Genomic DNA, 18,108 nt, shown 5'->3' with positions numbered 1-18,108 from the left:
ACTCTCATTATTGGCAATTTTTTAATCGCATTCATTCGTAAGGAATAAATCTAACTGTACGATACTTAGCGTAGGCTGGAGAGCCATTATAATAGCTTGGCGGGAACTGAGGGTTAGCACTGATCCAGTTATTAATAAATAGCTGCATATAGCTACTCACATTGGTACTCGCTCTTCGAACTTGAACCCATTTATTCTGATAGCGGCTAAAAACCTCCCACGTCACGCCATACTCATCAATGGAAAAGGCATATTTCTCCATATTCCAGATTGACATGCCATATTGACCTAAATCGATATCAACGGGAAACTGTTGACCTCTAATCCATACGTTCGTGTGGAGTAAGTTGGTCCCGCCCATCAATTCGATATCTACTTCATAATGGCTCGCTGTACCAGATTCTCCCGCATAAGTGAAAAATGAACTGATGGTTCCGGGCACCGCACCTGCCTGCATTTCCACTTCATAGCGCCCCCTGCGGACATAATCATAAGTGCGAATTTCAGAACAGCTCTTGCCGTAAGATTCTGACTTGGCGTGCATAATTAACAAATCAGCCTCTTGCCAAACATTGTTAGCCTGCCAAGTACAGTCAAATTCACTGCCTTCATTCTTCCAGCCGTCTGATACCTGCCAGTTCATTCCACTCCAATTCAAAGCAAAACTAGACGAAACAAACAAGCTATTGAGTAATATGGCGTACACACTGCATCGAAAAGTAGTAATCATTGTTAACCTCATCCTTAATAATGAAACCTCATGTATCGTTCGATCATTGTGCATGACAATCACCTACTTCTAACTATCGAGCTTTGTCCCTATGACCGATGAGTCAACTTTAATGACATTAAAAATTTTTTTTCTATATCTAAGCCATAAAAACATATTTGAGTTATCGGAAAATAAATAGAAAAATGAATTCAATCACACTTCCATAAACGTCATGAAACGATTTCTTGAAAGATGAATTCATCTTTAAAAATCCTCTTTATATCGCTTATTTAATTAGCTGTAACCTTCACAGTTTAAAAAATAGCGCTTGCATTGTTAAGCAACATGTCGTTTTATCAAAATACTTATATTTCTAAGTGAATTGACCTAATTAAACCCTTGCATATTTAGGTTATAACGGTCATCAGAATAGATAACCCTTATTATTTCTGCTAAACAATCCCAGAGGTTATAATGAATAAACAACGTTTATGTATAGTGACTCTTTTCAGTTGTGGCTTTATTGGACTGAGTGGCTGTGCCGTCGATTCAGGGCCATCGGCTGGTACCAGCCAGCACCGAGAAAACCTACTCACCAATGGCAGCTTTTCACAAGGCACCGATTCCTGGTGGGCGGCTGGTGCGGAGCTGACTGCAAATGACAACATGGGGTGCATTACCTTTAACCAACAAGGGCAAAATCCGTGGGATGTTATCCTCGGCCAATCGGGCCTGGCGTTACAAAAAGGCGAAGATTACCAATTAACATTCAGTGCGCTGGCGAAGCAGGCAACGAATGTCAAGGCTCTCGTGCAGCACAATGGTGCACCATACACAACTCATTTGCTCAAAGATATTTCTTTAAATCAAGAGCTTAAACCTTTTCAGTTTTCATTTAAGCCTGCAGATAATGACGACAAAGTCCAATTACAGTTTCAAATGGGCACCGAATCCCCGACAACTGTCTGTGTCAAAGACGTGAAATTATCGGGCCCGGAATATGTGAAAGAAACCAACCTGGCTGACGTGAGAGTGAACCAAGTTGGCTATTTTGTGCATGGACCTAAATACGCAACCGTGGCGACTGAAGCCACGTCGCCCGTCGCTTGGAAGCTGTTGGATGAAAATCAGCAGGTGGTAGCCAAAGGACAAACCACACCCTTTGGCACCAATAACGCGTCCGGTGAGCAGGTACAATGGATTAATTTTAGTCAGGTTCAAACACCGCTTCATCAAGCCATTCTTGAAGTCGACGGCAGTCGAAGCCATCCTTTTGCGATTGACAACACCCTCTATCACAATATGAAATACGATGCGCTATCATTCTTCTATCAGCAACGCAGCGGCATTGAGATTGTTCCCGAGTATGTCCAAAGAGCTAATCTCGCACGTCCGGCGGGCCATCTGCCGGAAGTGGTGACCTGCTTTAATCAAACCGATGCCAAAGGCAACCAGTGGCCCGGTTGTAACCTGACCCTGGATGTGACCGGTGGCTGGTATGACGCAGGTGATCATGGCAAATATGTGGTCAACGGCGGGATCTCTGTATGGACCCTGACCAACTACTATGAACGAGAGCAGCAAGCCCACCCAACCAAGTTCAGTGCATTTAAAGACGGTAAAGTCAAAATCCCGGAAAATCAAAACGGCAACAACGATCTTCTCGATGAAGCGCGTTGGATGACGGACTTCTTAATGGCGATGCAAGTGCCGGAAAACAGTTCCGTTTGGGTTCCTGTAGGTGATCAATCCAAGCAATTGGACCAGTTATCCTTGACTCAAATTGATGCCGGCGGCATGGTTTTTCACAAGGTTGCCGATGATGCCTGGACCGGTATGCCATTACCTCCACACAAGGATCCTCGCGAACGCTTCCTGAGCCATCCGACCACAGCAGCGACACTGAACTTGGCTGCCACCGCCGCGCAATGTGCACGAGTATGGCAAGACTCAGATCCCAACTATGCTAACCGCTGCCTGACTGCAGCGGAAAAAGCGTGGCAAGCCGCTAAGCAACACAACAATATTTATGCTTACGACAACTTCACCGGCTCAGGTCCGTACGATGATACACAGCTGGCTGACGAGTTTTACTGGGCAGCCGCTGAGTTATTTGTTACGACCGGTAAAGAAGAATACAAACAGTTTATTCAAGCATCGCCTTACTATTTAAGTACGCCGAAAGGAGATATAGACTCGACCGGAGATCTGTACTGGCAAGGTGTCAGTAGCGCGGGTACTTTAACCCTGGCCATCGTACCGAATAGCTTACCGGCCCAAGATATTGAAAAAGCACGCGCTAATATTATTCAAACCGCAGACAAATATTATCAGTCCATTGCCACACAAGGCTATCGTATTCCCTACAATACGAAAGAGTACCCATGGGGTTCAAATTCCAATTTAATGAATCGCAGTATCTTCTTAGGTTTGGCTTACGATTTCACCAAGGATCCTAAGTATATCAACGCTATAATTGACGCTATGGATTATATCTTAGGCCGTAATCCGCTCGATCAATCTTATGTTTCCGGCTACGGCAGTCGCCCATTGCTTAATCCACACCATCGCTTCTGGGCACATGCCGCGGATCCTCAATCACCTATGGTAGCCCCTGGCGTGATGTCCGGTGGTCCGAACTCGATCAGCTTCAGTGATCCCGTCGCATCCGCGATGAAAGGAAAATGTACCGGCCAGACTTGCTGGAAGGACGATATCGGAGCTTGGACCTTGAATGAAATCACCATCAACTGGAATGCGCCATTCTTCTGGGCAGTCAGTTTCTTGGATGACAGCGTGGATGCTGTGCAGTAAATAGAGAAACCGTGACATCTCAATGGCAAAGCCGAAAATAGACACCATTTTCGGCTTTTTTCTTATCTCTGCTAGCGATAGCGGGATTTAGTGGACTCCCGAGCAATCAAATTGATCGGCGGCAGACGAACGGTTTCTACCTCACCACACAATAATTTTAATATGCATCGTGCGCTTATAGCGCCTATTTCATCCAATGGCTGGCGCAACGTGCTCAACGATGGCGTAAAGTAAGCCGAACTAGGCAGATCATCAAAACCAATCACAGAAATGTCTTCCGGCACTTTTAAACCGTGATCGTGTAACGCCTTTATAGCCCCATATGCCGTCAGGTCATTGGCCGCAAATATTGCCGAGAAATAGACTTGAGACTGAATGAGCTCTACGGTCTTTTCATAGCCTGTTTTGATACTAAAGTCTCCTTCCAGTACCAGTTTTTCCTTAAATTCAATTCCTGCCTCAAACAGCGATTTTTTATAACCATCAAATCGAGAGATGGCATCTTCATGATTCGGTAAACCTTTTAAATGAGCAATGTTGACGTGTCCCAGCTGAATTAAATGCAGCGTCGCCAGGTATCCTCCCATAATGTTATCCAACGCGATCGATTGGATATTCTCGCCTTCGATGTTGTAGCCAACAGCGACAACAGGAATTTTATCAGCACACTTTTTGATCAGTTTTTTATCCACATTGCCAGAAATAATAATGAGGGCATCCACATCACTTTTTAGCAAGTAGTCTAAAGAGTGTGAAACCAGCCTCTCCTGCCAACTGTTGACCGACATAAGTATTGAGTACCCATGCTCAGCCAGGACTTTCTCTATATCAATCAAAATACTACTCGTGTAAGGACTGTCTGGATTCTGCACCAGAACCCCGATAGTCAGGGAGCGTGTTTTTACTAACTTATCAACATAGACTTGCGGTTTATAGCCTAACGAGCGGATCGCATCCTCTATTTTTTCCGATTTATCATTCGAGACATATGAGGTGCGGTTAAAGTAACGTGATACCGTACTGGGCGAAACATTAGCCACTTTAGCTACTTGGTAGGCAGTCGGCGCTTTCTTCTTTGTTGTTCTATCCATGTGAAGACCCGAGGCATTAAAAACTGATTTTGATCAATTTTTCTAACATAACTTTATAGATTAGTGAAGAGAAAAGGGTTGATTAAAATCAACCCTTTGCGATCTGAGAATTAACAATAAAGGTAGGCGAATATCATTCCTGGCCTGAAATAACGTCCGGCAGTATATTTCATACTACTTCGGATTAGCCATTGATAAAGTGTTTCAATCCGATCACTATCGATGCCCTCGAAAGCAAACGCCTGAACAAAGGCCGCTTTATTGAAACGCAAATCGGGATTCACGCGGCCGTCAACTCTGAGCGCATCGATGTTTTTCAGCCGGTATAAACAGTCTTGCGCATCCGTCTCGTGCAACGATAAAACGTCCATCAGATCATGCGTTGTCACCTGGTATGACCCGTTAAACCCCTCGGGAGCCGCAAAGGGAATCTTGGCCGAAAGGTAAAGCGTTTCATACACCGTATTGAGTAAGTGTTCTGCGTGCTGTTTTTTACCGGATAATTTCAACGCACTGGCAAGACTAAACTGCACTCCGCCCCACACGTCTTGTGCTTGAAACGCCTCATCAGGACTGCCGTCGGCCAGTGTCATATTGGCCACACCAAGATGGGGACTATTTTTTAGGAAGTTGGTTTGATAGATAAAATCCAGTGTCCGGCTCACCCTTTCTGAAGCGAAAAGTCCGTCAAGCCCCATCAGTTTCAAATAAGTATCGGCAATTAGCGCATCACCAAAACTGTTCTCTGAATCGAGTACCATCACCTGGTATTCAGGGCTAAAAGCCAGTGGAGCAGTCGCCAGTAACTGCTGTTTCTTAGTTAATCGCTGCTCATATTTTGAAAGCGGACTGTTTTCATCCACCTGATTAAGATAATCATTTAATTGCTGCTTATCGGCAACTTTATCTCCGCACAGACGAAGTCCCAGCGCTGCTAATGGTTGGAAATCCTTTCCGGTCAGGTGATTCACTTGGATAGGCGTAGCATAGAAGTGGTAATATCCTTGCCGCTCATCCCACAAACTTTGTTCCAATATCGCGAGCGATGTCTCCGAACGCTGCTGATATGCCTTCGCCAGAGTATGCTCACCCATGATGTCGGCTAAATAGCCGGCCACTCTGAGTCCCGCTGCCCATAAACTTGCACAGTAAATCGCGATACCATGTGAGGATAGATTGTCAAAGGTATCATCGGTTCCATGTACCAAAGGCAGGCTATCACCTTCCTCGATCAAAGAGGACAGATAGTTGATGCTCTCTTGCACTGCTGGCCAGCAGGCCTCAACGACGTGTTTATTACCTGTCTGCTGATAATGACGGTAAACCATTAAAATGAATTTCGGTGCGAGATCTTTCCACTCTTTCACATTGTGCCAGTGATACGCATCAGGCTTAATGTCAAAAGGACTGCCTAAATCATGAATAACGGCACCATACTCCGCCCGCACGCCTGCATATTTGTGATCCGTTAAGTCAGCGTAGGGTCTATCCGCATACTCCCAATAGCGGCGCGGCGTCTCCTCCTGGGTCAGAATAGCCTGAGCGAAAGCCTCCATGACCTTGCCATCAAGCTCTGGTAGCAGGTATAAAATCGCAAATGAACCATAGAAGTAAACATCGAGGGAGTTAAAAAACGGATAATCCACACACTCTTTGACTAAAAAACGATCGTTTCGATCCCACACTGTTGATTCAGCAAGAAAAGAAAGGGTATTCATCGCCATGGTGGCAAATCGCGTGGCACATGACGCATCCTGTATCTGCCGGGTTGCAGAATCCAGTAACTCGACTTGTTGCTGAACTATCCGCGCTTCAATCTCCTTCAGTTGAGGCAAGACTTCCTCTGCAATCCGAGTGGCGCGTTCTTTTTCAGTAAAAAACTGGCAATACGCTTTTTCTGAGCGCCAGTCATCTAACCAGATTTTACTGTGATCCATGATCTGTAAAAAACGCAGATCGAATGTTTCACCGGGTTGTAATTCGATTTGAACCACGACCAAGGCTGCCAGCGGCTCTCGGCCACTGTAGGTACCCGCGTCAAAATGCGCATTGGTACGACCAGTATTGAGTGATGCAATCAACTCTTGCTCTAACTTTGCCATATAGACAGAAGGTTTGACTGACACAACGACTTTGCCTGATTGCACATCTGCGCTGTTCACCACCGCTCCATACAGCATCTCGCCTTCGATGTCAGCGGGATACGGTGAGTCACTGCATAGGCTCACACCAACGAAGCGGTCATCACCACTGTGTATTGCCTTGCCGGAGTGGCACTGTTTTATCGTATTCCGCACTAAGCGACAGGCCGAATCCTGCATCCCATGACGAAGTTTCTGATAAGTAGAACCTATCAGGTTTTCTAAAGGCTGGGCTAATACAATCCGCTGCGTTTTCTCAGAATCGTTGGTTAACGTAAACTGATTCCAGTGCACTGGCAAAGAACACAGTTTTTTATCACCTTTCACAATAGGAGAAACAACGTTGCGCTCAACGCGTATCTTATCAAAACTGTGATATTGGTACTGAGCCAGGGGGTACAAAGCCTGATAGTGAATGGCATCAGGATTCACTGAGGAAATACTACCCAAACCGTGTGGCGACAGTGCTAATGCACGCGCTGATTGATTAATGATCAGACCATTAAAAAAGTCTATTGCCACCGACACCTGAGTATTTAACCCTCTAGGTTCCAATTCAATCAAACGTTGAGTATGGTCAGTAAAAGCTATATTCCAACGAGAAAATGCCTCTTGGTTATCCAGATAAAAATCTAAACTCTTCAGTGCGGTTCTAATTCGTTCTAATGTGTGCGGGATATCATCAACCACTAACCTCTTACCGCAAAAACTAGCTGGATAAAATTCATTGAATCGTTGCAGATCAGCCAGATTACTAATATCAAGATTATCGATTTCTGGAGCATCCATCACGGAGATATAAAAATCATTAAAATTGATTTTTTCTTCTGAGCTATCCACATAGATACCCGGAATAAAACTAAAATTCGGTGTAGTACCCTGCGGCGTCAAGGTAAATGTCGAACCTATTCCGCCCACAGCCATACCGGTATTTTCCGGGGTGGTTGATATGGGTGTGTACCAAGGTTGGAGAAATTCAACTGCCTCACCTTTACTGCTGAGTTGGCTCGACCAACCTGAATAGCTTGTATATGGAATTTTATTTATCATAATCGAAGTCCAATATTGAATAATTAATACCAATTGTTAATATCGATAAAAATGGAGATATTAACAATGTTTAAAATAAACACACACCAGTTCGGATTACTGGAAAACATTATCATAACCAACCCTAATCATGGAATAGAGCTAAATATAATCAGTGGGTTTGGTGCGATGATAAATAAATTTATCGGTAACCATAGTCCATTCTCATTTATATCCGGTTATCAAAATAGTGATGAATTACTCCACACACATCCCTATTATTCCCGCAGTGCAAAACTGTTTCCTTTTCCTAATCGCCTCAAACATGGCCGCTATCAATACGCAGGTAAACACTATCAATTACCCGCCAACTTCTCATGGTCGCAGCACGCTGTGCATGGGTTACTCTATAATCAGCCTTTTCAATTGGTGGATTCACAAGCCACGGAGCAATACGCCCAAATCACGCTTCGCTTCAACACGGATTGCCTACACCCCGGTTATCCTTTCGCATTTCAGATTGATATCAGATACCTACTACAGCTTAATGGCTTACTAAGCTGCACCACAACGGTCAGAAACGACGGTTCATGTTCCTTGCCGTTCGGAGACGCATGGCATCCTTATTTTGCCCTGGGAGTCCCACTTAACCAATGTACCCTGACCATGCCGGCCTGCCACGAGGTCAAGCATGTGGACGATCTTCCCAGCGGAGACTTACAACCCTGCTCTCGCTTTGTCGAGGGCGCAACTCTTAACGATCAGTCCCTCAATCACTGCTTTTTATTCAAAGGGGATCAATCGATTGATTTGGCTCTGCAGCGCCACGATCAACGCGCTGCACTGCTTTATCAACAAGACTCGAATTATCCCTACCTTCAACTCTACACACCAAGTGATGAATCATCGATTGCGATTGAACCCATGACCTGTCCCGCCGATGCCTTTAACAATCAACTGGGTTTGATACACCTGGCACCGCATCAGCAGCAAAGCTTCCGTTGGCAGTGCCAGGCTATCTACAAACCATATTAATCACATCGTCAGGGCACTCAGGTGCCCTTTACTTATTCACCTAGTACGATCTGAATGTGGTGCTCCCCTTCGGTGAAGATCGGTGCTTTATTGCCTTGCACTGTAACCCCGTCCACTTGCATCTCGGCAACGCCTTTACTGACTTGGTGCGGATTAACGACATGGATGTGGTAACGTGCACCGCGAAATTGGCGACAAACCTTAAACTCGGGCCAATCCGTCGGGATACAAGGATCAATCACCAGACCATCAATGTCTGGACGGATGCCCAAGATCCACTGCGTACCCGCGATATAGGTCCACGAGGAGGTACCCGACAGCCAGGCATTACGTCCCAAACCAAATTGTGGATGCTCATCACCCAGGATATTTTGCGGATAGCAGTACGGCTCCGATTCAAAAGCCTCTATCTGATCGTTCTTTGAAGCCGGGTTGATTTGGCGGTAGTACTCGTAAGCTCGGTCACCATTACCCATTTTGGCTTCAGCGATCATCACCCATGGGTTGGAATGTAAGAATATGCCGCCATTTTCCTTCGCCCCGGGCGGATAGGTAGAAACGCCGCCAAGATCAGGATCAAACCCTTGGTAACCAGGGGTCGACAATTTAATCCCGTGCGCAGTATTGAGTTTTGCATAAACAGAATCGAGGGCCTGGCGCGCGCGCTCCGCAGTCGCGAACCCGGAAATAACCGGCCAACTTTGGCCATTGGTGTAAATTTGTCCTTGCTGATTGCGATGAGAACCAATAGGCGCTCCCTCTTCATCAAAATAACGCACAAACCACTGCCCATCCCAACCACATTGATTCACAATCCGTTGCATATGTGTGTACTGCGCCTGATAGTGCTCTGCCAATGACACTTCGTCCCGCAATTGGCACAAATCAAGCATATCTAACAGCGCTTTACCGTACATATTGGCAACCATCAGTGATTCTGCCCCGGTCGGCAAATTGACGGTATCGTTCCAATCTGCGAAACCAAGCAACGGCAAGCCATGCTGGCCGGTGTTAGCCTGAGTAAACGCTATCGCACGGCACAAATGTTGCCATACTGTCGCCGATTCAATCGCATTGCCTTGCTTATCTTTCTGATAGAAAGGAATAACTTTATTCAAGAAGTCGGCGTCGCCCGTCTCTTTAACATATTGAGTCACTGCATAAATGATCCACAAGTGGTCATCACCGTAGTAGTCGGGACGGTCCTCTTCTTCGCGCGAATCACCCCCATTCGCTTCCATGGTTGAGGGAAAAAATTGATGCATCGCTGAGCCATCGATATTTTGTACCGAGAGCAGACGTTCAATAAACTGCCGTGCCTCATCCGGCATATGCGCAATGACGCCAAGAATATCTTGTGAAGAATCGCGAAATCCGATGCCACGAGCGCCATAACCTAACTGGTAAAGTGACAGATATCGTGACCAGTTTTTGGTGGTATGACATTGACGCGGATTATGCACATTGAGCATTGAGTTCATCGCAGGATCAGGCGTCTCAACCTGGATCGTCGCGAGATAATCCTGCCAGAACTCTGCCAGCTCAGCAAAAGCGCGGTCAACCTCACTATGGTCGCGGTACTTATCCAGTAACGGTTGAGCAGCGGCCAGACTCTCCATTTGGGTAAGTTGCACCACGGTACGCTCGGTACGTTCTGGTGCCAACCAACCAATGCGCAGGTTCAGAGCGCCGATGTTATCACCGCGTAAGCACTCGCTGTTCGTCAGTTCCGGCTGATTCAGCGCTTGCGGCGCAGCCCAGCTTGCATATCCGCGATTGCCGAGAAATCGCTGACGATCTCCATCAAATGAACTGGCAGGACGATCGGCCGTCATCAGGTTCACCGCATAATCGCGCTTCATAAAGGCGTACTGCTCCAGCACTGTATGACCACTTTGCTGCGGGTGCGCCTTTACGATCATGGTCTGAGGCACCCAGTCTGCATTCACCAACTGCTTAAGTGCATCAAAGTGAGTGAACTCAAATACAGGAACCACATCAATGTGCAGCTCTGTATCCGAGATATTGGTCACTTTGATATCCTGCAGCAATACCGGATCTTGTCTCGGTACGAAAAAGGTACTTTCACAGCGAACGCCATACGCCTCAGACACTATCGTGGTATACGATAAGCCGGTGTGGTTCTCAAATTTATCCAACGTCTTGAGTGTCGGGGTATAAAACGGTGAGAACACGGTTTCCTGACCGTCTTTGGTCCGTACTTTCAAGTAGAGCGTCGAGCCTTTAAAATCCGAATTGGGCAACTGAGCTATATATTTAGTAATGCGGTTGAGCGCAGGATCGCCCTTACAAAGCAGCACCCCGCCATTGCTATCCACTAAACCACCAAAATTTAACGTGCCCACGTAATTACACCATTTAATCGGAGTGCAAGGTGTGGTTGCGACATATTCTTTATTATTATCGTCAAAATATCCAAATTTCATCGTCACTATCCCTAGCCTCTTCCCGAACAGAAGAAGCTATTTAGTATTTTTCCATTTATCTTATTGCTCTAAAGAACCGTATTAACTGGCCAAAGAGTTTTCACTTAATGCATCAAATAAATGAATAGCATCCAGATCTAAATAGAGAGTTAACTCATCTTGCATCACTTCTGCCGACTGGGTCTCTACCATCAGAGGTTGGCCGGCAATTTCTGTTCTCAACAGAATACTTGCGCCCAATAGCTCTTTATCAATGACTTTTACCGTAATCGGTAACACACGGTCGTGATCTATATGTTCAGCACGTAAGTGAACATCTGTGGGCCGGATCCCTAAATGTAGTGCCAAGTTTTTCGACGCATGTGCTTTAAATCGATCCGGAAGCGGAATAGCAACATCGCCCAATTCAACCAAAAACTCATGACCGGCACTGCTCAATTTGGCATCGAGCATATTCATCGAAGGATTACCGATAAACTGGGCCACAAATTTATTTTCCGGACGTTGGAATACTTCGGTTGGCGTGCCAACCTGAGCCACATAACCATCTTTGAGAATGACAATACGATCCGCTAATGTCATCGCCTCAATTTGGTCATGAGTCACGTAGATGGTGGTGGTTTTTAACTTACGATGCAGTTGCTTAATTTCTTCACGCATCACGCCGCGCAGTTTAGCATCGAGATTCGAGAGTGGTTCATCGAATAAAAACACCTTGGGCGTGCGCACCATGGCTCGTCCCATCGCGACCCGTTGCCTTTGACCTCCCGACAACGCTTTCGGCTTACGGTCAAGCAGCGGCTCAAGCTCAAGCATCTTGGCCGCCTTGCGCACCTCAACATCAATATCCGCTTTCTTCATCCCTTTCAGTTTGAGAGCAAACGCAATGTTTTCATACACGGTCATATGCGGATAGAGCGCGTAACTTTGAAAGACCATGGCCAAGTCTCTGTCTTTCGCGTCCACTTTATTGATCAACTTGTCGCCGACATAGATATCGCCCGATGATATACTTTCCAAACCAGCCAGCATGCGGAGTGTGGTTGATTTGCCACAACCGGAAGGACCAAGAAAAACCACAAATTCGCCATCCTGCACGGTAAAGTTAAAGTGTTTAACCACATCGACATTACCAAAAGACTTCTGAATATTTCTGAATTCGACTCGAGCCATTACTTATTCTCCTCAGTGCGTTCTAACAACATATTTTGATAAGCAATAGCACTTTGTTTAAGTGTTCTTTTTTGCGTTTCATAATCGACGTAAACCATTCCAAAGCGTTGACAATAACCAAATGCCCATTCGAAATTATCCATTAGACTCCATGCAAAATAGCCATCAATTTGCACCCCTGACCGAATGGCTTCGTCCACCGCGCAAAGGTGTTGCTGGAAATAACGCACCCGCTGATCATCATTGACGTGACCATCAACGCACTGGTCATCACCAGCGGCACCATTTTCGGTGACATAAAGAGGCGGCAAATTCGGGTAACGCTCTTTTAAACGTACCAGCAGATCCGTTAACCCTTGTGGATAGATTTCCCAATCAATGTAGGTATGTTCATTCTGGCTTTGCTTGACCGTTTCGATATCACCCTGGTCATTAAATCGCACCACATTTCGGGTGTAATAATTGATGCCAATATAATCAACAGGTGCAGACATAATCTCCAGATCGCCTTGCAGAATCATCGGCATATAGGCCGACTCTTTCTCAACCACCAGACGCGGGTATTCGCCTTTAAGAACAGGGTCAATAAACCAGTGATAGTTCTCTGCGTCGGAATAGTCGGCAGCCCCCTGATCGTGTTCAGAATAGGGATAGGCCGGTGAGGCATTAAACACTACGCCATGTTTCGAGGCTGGCGCGTTATTACGTAACACAGGCATAGCTAATCCGTGTCCTAGCATCATGTGGTGTGATGCTAAAAATCCCTCACGCTCACCTTCAATCCCCGGAGCATGAATCCCCCAGCGGTATCCTAAAAACGAAGCAACAAACGGTTCGTTCAAGGTGGTATAAACGTCGATTTTGTTGCCAAAATACTGACTGACGACATCCGCATAGTGAGCAAATTTATAGGCAGTCTCACGATTCAGCCATCCCCCTTTATCTTCTAAGTACTGAGGGAGATCCCAGTGATAGAGAGTGACATAAACTTGCATACCCTGTGCATGACACTCATTAATGATCTGCTCATAAAAGTCCAGCCCCTCCTGATTCACTACCCCGTCCTGTGGCATGATACGCGGCCAGGCAATAGAGAAACGGTAAGCATCGACCCCCAGACTGGCGATCATTTCAATATCTTGTTTCCACAGATGATAATGATCACAAGCGATATCACCATTATCCCCTTTGTCGACTTTACCCGGCTTGCGGCAGAAGGTATCCCATATCGATGGCGTTCGCCCTCCTTCCGCCACACCACCTTCAATCTGATAAGATGATGTGGCGACACCGAATACAAAATCTCTGTTACGTAACTGAGAAGCCTGAGGAAGTTCATATTTATTCATTGTCTTAACCTTTAAAAAATCTAACCTTTTACCGCACCAGAAGTGAGACCACTGATCATCTGTTTAGAAGCAAACAAATAGGCAACTACCAGAGGTAATATCGAAATTGTCGTACCGAGCATCACCGCTCCCCACGGCGTATTAGGGATGCCTTGAACACTTCTCAGTGCCTGGGTAATGACGTAATTTTCCGGCGTCGTCAACACCACTAACGGCTGCATAAACATATTCCAGAAGAAAACGAACTGCACAATGGCCAATGTCGCCAATGCCGGCTTCATTAAGGGAAGCACCACACTCCAATATGTTCTTATCTGTCCGGCACCGTCCAATTTAGCTGCCTCTAATAGTTCTTTGGGAATAGAAGCCACCACATGCTGACGCATCAAGAAAATACCAAATGGAGTTGTAGTAAACGGCAGCCAAACCGCAATATGGTTATCCAACAAACCAATAAACTTAATAATCATAAAGTAAGGAATTAAGCTCAATACCGGCGGTATCATCATTGAACCAACCAACATGCCAAACAGCAGTTTTTTTCCTTTGAACTGAAATACACCAAATGCATAACCACCCATACTACAAAACAACAGCGAAATAGTGGTACCAAGGAAAGCGACATAAATTGAATTAAACATCGCCTGCCAGAATGGCATGATTTCTTTTAGCTTCTCGTAGTTGATTGCCAGGCTGTCTCCGATAGCAAAACTAATCCCGGATCCAAAAATTTCCGTCCGATCCCGTGTGGATAACAATGCCGACCAAACAAAAGGAAATATCGTTACGATGGCAGAAACGATCAGAATCACACCTAATATAACCAACAGTACTTTTGTGAAAACTTCAACTGACCTGTCACTTGGCTTTAATGCGAGCATCACTGAAGTATTAGTGTTAAGAGCGTTAACTGGCATCTTATTGTTCCCCTAAGCCTTTCTTACCAAAAAAGAAAAATTGAATCATGGTACAGGTTGCAATCAGGGCAAACAGCAGCCAGGAAATGGCCGAAGCTGTACCCATCTCGAGCCATTCCCAACCCACTTTGTACAAATACATCGAAATGGTCAGTCCAGATTGGCCGGTACCACCGGTACCGCGAGTCAGAACAAAAGGTTCTTCAAATAGCTGTAGGTTACCGATAATGGTCATGGTTACAGCGAAGAAGATAAAAGGACGGATCATAGGTAAAGATACATTCCAGAAACGGCGGAAGGCATTGGCGCCATCCATGCGTGCCGCTTCTAATATATCCTTAGGAATAGTCATTAGACCTGTAGTATAAAGGACAATATTAAAACCGGTATATTTCCAGAACACCATAATCGCGATAGAAGGTTTCACCAGAGTCGCATCATCCAACCAGCGGATAGGCTGGAAATCATTCACCCACGCAAAAGCCCAACCAAACCAAGAGCTGTCAGCCAGCGCAACTAATGTTTGGTTAATAATGCCTGTACTGGGTGAGTACATATTAAAAAATATCAGTGATGCGGCGACGGTCGAGGTAATATAAGGTAAAAAATACGCCGAGGTAAGCCAGTGACGCAAACGGTCACCCATAGAAACGAGAATATAGGCGACAGGAATCGCAATTAAATGCTGCGCCACACCCGATGTAATTGCCAGCCAAAAGGTATTTTTCAGTGAGCGCCACAGCCATGGGTCGGTAAGCGCTACTTGATAATTCTCAAGCCCAACGTATTTCATTGCATCCAAACCTTCCACCGGATTCCAGGCGTGAAAGGAAAGATAAACCGAAAACAGTAAAGGAAAAATGCCAAACACGGAAAATATACATAAAAATGGCAACAAGAAACCGTAGGGTGTAAGCGCTTTCAAATTTAAATGAAAAAAACGCTTATCCGATACACCTTCCATCGTTTTACTTTGTGAGAAATTCATAATAACGACCTCTTGCCCAGGGAACCGATAATTTAAGGTTCCCTGAGCACTGATTCTTATAGATTACGCGTACGGCGCTTAATTAGACGTTCGGCTTCTTTAAGCGCCGTTTTTATATCCTTATCTTCATCCAATACTTCCATTAGTGCATTTTCTAATACAATGGAACGAGCGATGTGGTCGCCTTTTGATGGCTGGACAGGCTTGATATTTTTCGCCACTTCGGCAAACAGTAATCTCGCTTGTTGGCCACCCAAAAACTCAATATGCTCTTTAAACATGTCGTCATCATAAGTGGTCGTATTGGCAGGGAATGCCGCAATCGTAGAAAAATGTTTCAGTTGGACATCACGTTCAGTCGTCATATATTTAATCAATTCCCAAGCTTCATCCTGATGTGACGATTGTTTTGGTATCGATAAAAAGGAGCCACCCCAGCTGCCATAAATTCCGTTAGGCAAATGTGACACGGCCCACTTTCCTTTGGTCTCCGGAGCAATCCAATTCTGCAAGTGACCTAGCAGCCATGCACCCGAAAGCTGAGTCGCGAATGTACCTTTACGAAAACCTTCGTACCATTCGTTTGACCACGCCAGAATGCGACCATCCAACCCTTTATCGCGAATCTCTTTCGCGATTTTAAACGCATTCACAAAACGCTCAGAGGTGACAACCGGGTTACCGTCTTTATCAAAGTAAAGGCCTTCGCCCTCAGGCACAGTAGTAAAAATAATCGCCTGAGCGACGTCAGCTGCTGACGGAATAAGCTGAATATTCAGCTGCTTAAGTTTCTCACCCGCCGCGATATAAGAATCCCAACTTTTGAGCACTTCATTGATATCTAACCCGGCTTGTTTAAAGATATCGGTGCGGTAATACATGACACCTGGCCCCAAATCGACCGGAATGCCGTACATATCGCCATCCGCGCCCTTGCCTTGCGCCCAGGCATAAGGAGCGAACCGTTCTTCATACTGGTCGGCCTGATACTGTTTGGATAAATTGACCAGCCCGCCAGAGGCGACAAAAGGGCCAATTTTTTCAACATCCACCACAATCACATCCCCTGCACCGGACCCAGTCGCGAGGTTGGTGGTTAACTTGGTATGGTGATCACCATGATTATTCATCAGGTAATCTACTTTGATGCCGGTCTTTTTTTCAAAGTCGGGGAGAAGCACTTTTAAGCTACTGTCGAAATCAGGGAATCCGTCAAAGCGAATCGGTTCATTGGCCGCAGTCGCAGTGGCAACGAGCCCAAATGCCGCTGCGCTGGATAGCAGAAGAGTCTTAAGTTTCATCATACATCCTTAATAATTTATAACGTTTTTAGTAAATCCTTCACGGAATTTCTCACCACCAAAACTGGTGACAGTTGGAAATTCACATCGCATTTATTTTTACTTAGTTTTTGAATGGTTAACTGTACGGCCTCGATGCTCATTTCCTCGATTGGAAAATTGACCGTGGTTAAGCCTGGCGTGAGATAACGAGCAAACAGAACATTATCGAACCCCACCAGTGAAACATCCTCAGGAACCGAGAATCCTTCCCTTTTTAATACTTCAAACGCCCCAAAAGCCATATGGTCATTTGAGGCAAAGACGGCTGTAAAATGCCGCCCTCTTCGCAGCAGTTTCTGCATGGCACTGACTCCGGTTTCTTCGGTAAAACTCGCTTCAGAAACAATCGCCGGGTTATATACCAGCCCGGCCTCCTCTAAAGCGCGCCTGTAGCCTTGCAAACGCCCCCGTGCATCGGACTTATCCAAAGGACCGGTAATACATGCAATGCGCTTGTGTCCCTTCTGCAATAGATACTGAGTGGCCAGCCTGGCTCCCTCTTCATTATCGATATCGATGCAACTGGCCTGCATTTCCGGTATCACTCGGTTAATAAGGACTATCGGAATCCCTTTCGCTTCTAACGCAATCAGATAATCATCACACAGCTGCTGAGTATGCAGGATCAATGCATCCACCCGACGACCCAGTAAAAATTCGACTGACTCTCGCTGACCTTGCTCGGTGTTAGATCCCGCGGTAACCACGGCGTGATAACCTAAACGGCGCAAATGGCCTTCGATACTCTGCAAAATCCCTGAAAAGAACGAGCCCCCCAGTTCAGGCACCACGACACCAACGCTACCGGTTCGGCTGGATGCTAACGCCTGAGCTATTGAATTAGGTCGATATCCAAGCTCTTTAATCGCTTTCTCAACTTTCAATTTCTTATCGTGACTTACGCGCGTTGTCCCGTTGACCACTCTTGAAACCGTTGCTTGGGAAACACCTGCAAGTTCTGATACATGCTTAATCGTGACCAAAAGAACCTCATGCTTGAAATCGCTTACAGACAGAGTATTTCGGATCCTGTCTCCGTGGATTGTGAGATTCATCACGGCGAACCCAG

At 45.8% G+C, this 18,108-nt stretch carries 12 protein-coding genes; 2 read left to right on the top strand and 10 right to left on the bottom strand.

What is annotated here, in order from left to right; translation table 11 throughout:
* Positions 1–31: 31 nt before the first annotated feature.
* Positions 32–643, bottom strand: coding sequence for a family 16 glycosylhydrolase (locus tag E6C74_RS02195; RefSeq protein WP_168796930.1), 612 nt, complete (start codon positions 641–643; stop codon positions 32–34).
* Positions 644–1,186: 543 nt separating this feature from the next.
* Between E6C74_RS02195 and E6C74_RS02190 the strand changes: the two genes are divergently transcribed.
* Positions 1,187–3,526 carry a glycoside hydrolase family 9 protein gene (locus E6C74_RS02190; RefSeq protein WP_136482928.1) on the top strand — a complete coding sequence of 780 codons (2,340 nt, stop codon included), beginning with the start codon at positions 1,187–1,189 and terminating at the stop codon, positions 3,524–3,526.
* 71 nt (positions 3,527–3,597) lie between these two features.
* Here the strand turns inward: E6C74_RS02190 and E6C74_RS02185 are convergent, their stop codons facing one another.
* Together E6C74_RS02185 and E6C74_RS02180 are read right to left on the bottom strand one after the other, a co-directional pair.
* Positions 3,598–4,617, bottom strand: coding sequence for a substrate-binding domain-containing protein (locus tag E6C74_RS02185; RefSeq protein WP_136482926.1), 1,020 nt, complete (start codon positions 4,615–4,617; stop codon positions 3,598–3,600).
* Positions 4,618–4,727: 110 nt separating this feature from the next.
* Positions 4,728–7,808, bottom strand: coding sequence for a GH116 family glycosyl hydrolase (locus E6C74_RS02180; protein WP_136482924.1), 3,081 nt, complete (start codon positions 7,806–7,808; stop codon positions 4,728–4,730).
* A 66-nt stretch (positions 7,809–7,874) separates the two neighbouring features.
* On the opposite strand from E6C74_RS02180, the gene E6C74_RS02175 reads away from it, so the two are divergent.
* A complete protein-coding gene (locus E6C74_RS02175) occupies positions 7,875–8,822 on the top strand; it encodes an aldose 1-epimerase (protein WP_136482922.1) in 948 nt (315 codons plus the stop codon).
* Between the two features lie 32 nt (positions 8,823–8,854).
* On the opposite strand, the gene E6C74_RS02170 is transcribed toward E6C74_RS02175, so the two are convergent.
* The 7 genes from E6C74_RS02170 to E6C74_RS02140 all read right to left on the bottom strand — a co-directional run bounded on the left by E6C74_RS02170 (position 8,855) and on the right by E6C74_RS02140 (position 18,022).
* Complete coding sequence (locus E6C74_RS02170) at positions 8,855–11,269, bottom strand: glycosyl transferase (RefSeq protein WP_136482919.1); 2,415 nt, start codon at positions 11,267–11,269, stop codon at positions 8,855–8,857.
* A gap of 81 nt (positions 11,270–11,350) precedes the next feature.
* Positions 11,351–12,442 carry a sn-glycerol-3-phosphate ABC transporter ATP-binding protein UgpC gene (gene ugpC / locus E6C74_RS02165; protein WP_136482917.1) on the bottom strand — a complete coding sequence of 364 codons (1,092 nt, stop codon included), beginning with the start codon at positions 12,440–12,442 and terminating at the stop codon, positions 11,351–11,353.
* Positions 12,442–13,791: a GH1 family beta-glucosidase gene (locus E6C74_RS02160; protein WP_136482915.1), complete on the bottom strand. Its 1,350-nt coding sequence runs from the start codon at positions 13,789–13,791 to the stop codon at positions 12,442–12,444. The genes ugpC and E6C74_RS02160 overlap by 1 nt, the downstream gene beginning before the upstream one ends.
* A 20-nt stretch (positions 13,792–13,811) precedes the next feature.
* Positions 13,812–14,708: a carbohydrate ABC transporter permease gene (locus tag E6C74_RS02155; protein ID WP_206208363.1), complete on the bottom strand. Its 897-nt coding sequence runs from the start codon at positions 14,706–14,708 to the stop codon at positions 13,812–13,814.
* 1 nt (position 14,709) lies between these two features.
* Positions 14,710–15,696, bottom strand: coding sequence for a sugar ABC transporter permease (locus E6C74_RS02150; RefSeq protein WP_136482913.1), 987 nt, complete (start codon positions 15,694–15,696; stop codon positions 14,710–14,712).
* 56 nt (positions 15,697–15,752) lie between these two features.
* A complete protein-coding gene (locus E6C74_RS02145; RefSeq protein WP_136483188.1) occupies positions 15,753–16,997 on the bottom strand; it encodes an extracellular solute-binding protein in 1,245 nt (414 codons plus the stop codon).
* Between the two features lie 17 nt (positions 16,998–17,014).
* Positions 17,015–18,022 carry a LacI family DNA-binding transcriptional regulator gene (locus tag E6C74_RS02140; RefSeq protein ID WP_136482911.1) on the bottom strand — a complete coding sequence of 336 codons (1,008 nt, stop codon included), beginning with the start codon at positions 18,020–18,022 and terminating at the stop codon, positions 17,015–17,017.
* Positions 18,023–18,108: the final 86 nt, after the last annotated feature.

It is taken from the genome of Vibrio sp. H11 (genome assembly GCF_004804295.1).
Classification (GTDB): Bacteria; Pseudomonadota; Gammaproteobacteria; order Enterobacterales; family Vibrionaceae; genus Vibrio; species Vibrio ostreae.
Note: the sequence above shows the minus strand (reverse complement) of the source record. Positions and strands in the feature narration are given on the sequence as shown.

What these genes read in the sequence shown, in the direction of transcription:
- E6C74_RS02155 (WP_206208363.1), bottom strand. Translation starts at nt 14,708, where the DNA reads ATGCCAGTTAACGCTCTTAACACTAATACTTCAGTGATGCTCGCATTA.
- E6C74_RS02150 (WP_136482913.1), bottom strand. Translation starts at nt 15,696, where the DNA reads ATGAATTTCTCACAAAGTAAAACGATGGAAGGTGTATCGGATAAGCGT.
- E6C74_RS02190 (WP_136482928.1), top strand. Translation starts at nt 1,187, where the DNA reads ATGAATAAACAACGTTTATGTATAGTGACTCTTTTCAGTTGTGGCTTT.
- E6C74_RS02180 (WP_136482924.1), bottom strand. Translation starts at nt 7,808, where the DNA reads ATGATAAATAAAATTCCATATACAAGCTATTCAGGTTGGTCGAGCCAA.
- E6C74_RS02175 (WP_136482922.1), top strand. Translation starts at nt 7,875, where the DNA reads ATGTTTAAAATAAACACACACCAGTTCGGATTACTGGAAAACATTATC.
- ugpC (WP_136482917.1), bottom strand. Translation starts at nt 12,442, where the DNA reads ATGGCTCGAGTCGAATTCAGAAATATTCAGAAGTCTTTTGGTAATGTC.
- E6C74_RS02145 (WP_136483188.1), bottom strand. Translation starts at nt 16,997, where the DNA reads ATGAAACTTAAGACTCTTCTGCTATCCAGCGCAGCGGCATTTGGGCTC.
- E6C74_RS02170 (WP_136482919.1), bottom strand. Translation starts at nt 11,269, where the DNA reads ATGAAATTTGGATATTTTGACGATAATAATAAAGAATATGTCGCAACC.
- E6C74_RS02185 (WP_136482926.1), bottom strand. Translation starts at nt 4,617, where the DNA reads ATGGATAGAACAACAAAGAAGAAAGCGCCGACTGCCTACCAAGTAGCT.
- E6C74_RS02195 (WP_168796930.1), bottom strand. Translation starts at nt 643, where the DNA reads ATGAACTGGCAGGTATCAGACGGCTGGAAGAATGAAGGCAGTGAATTT.
- E6C74_RS02160 (WP_136482915.1), bottom strand. Translation starts at nt 13,791, where the DNA reads ATGAATAAATATGAACTTCCTCAGGCTTCTCAGTTACGTAACAGAGAT.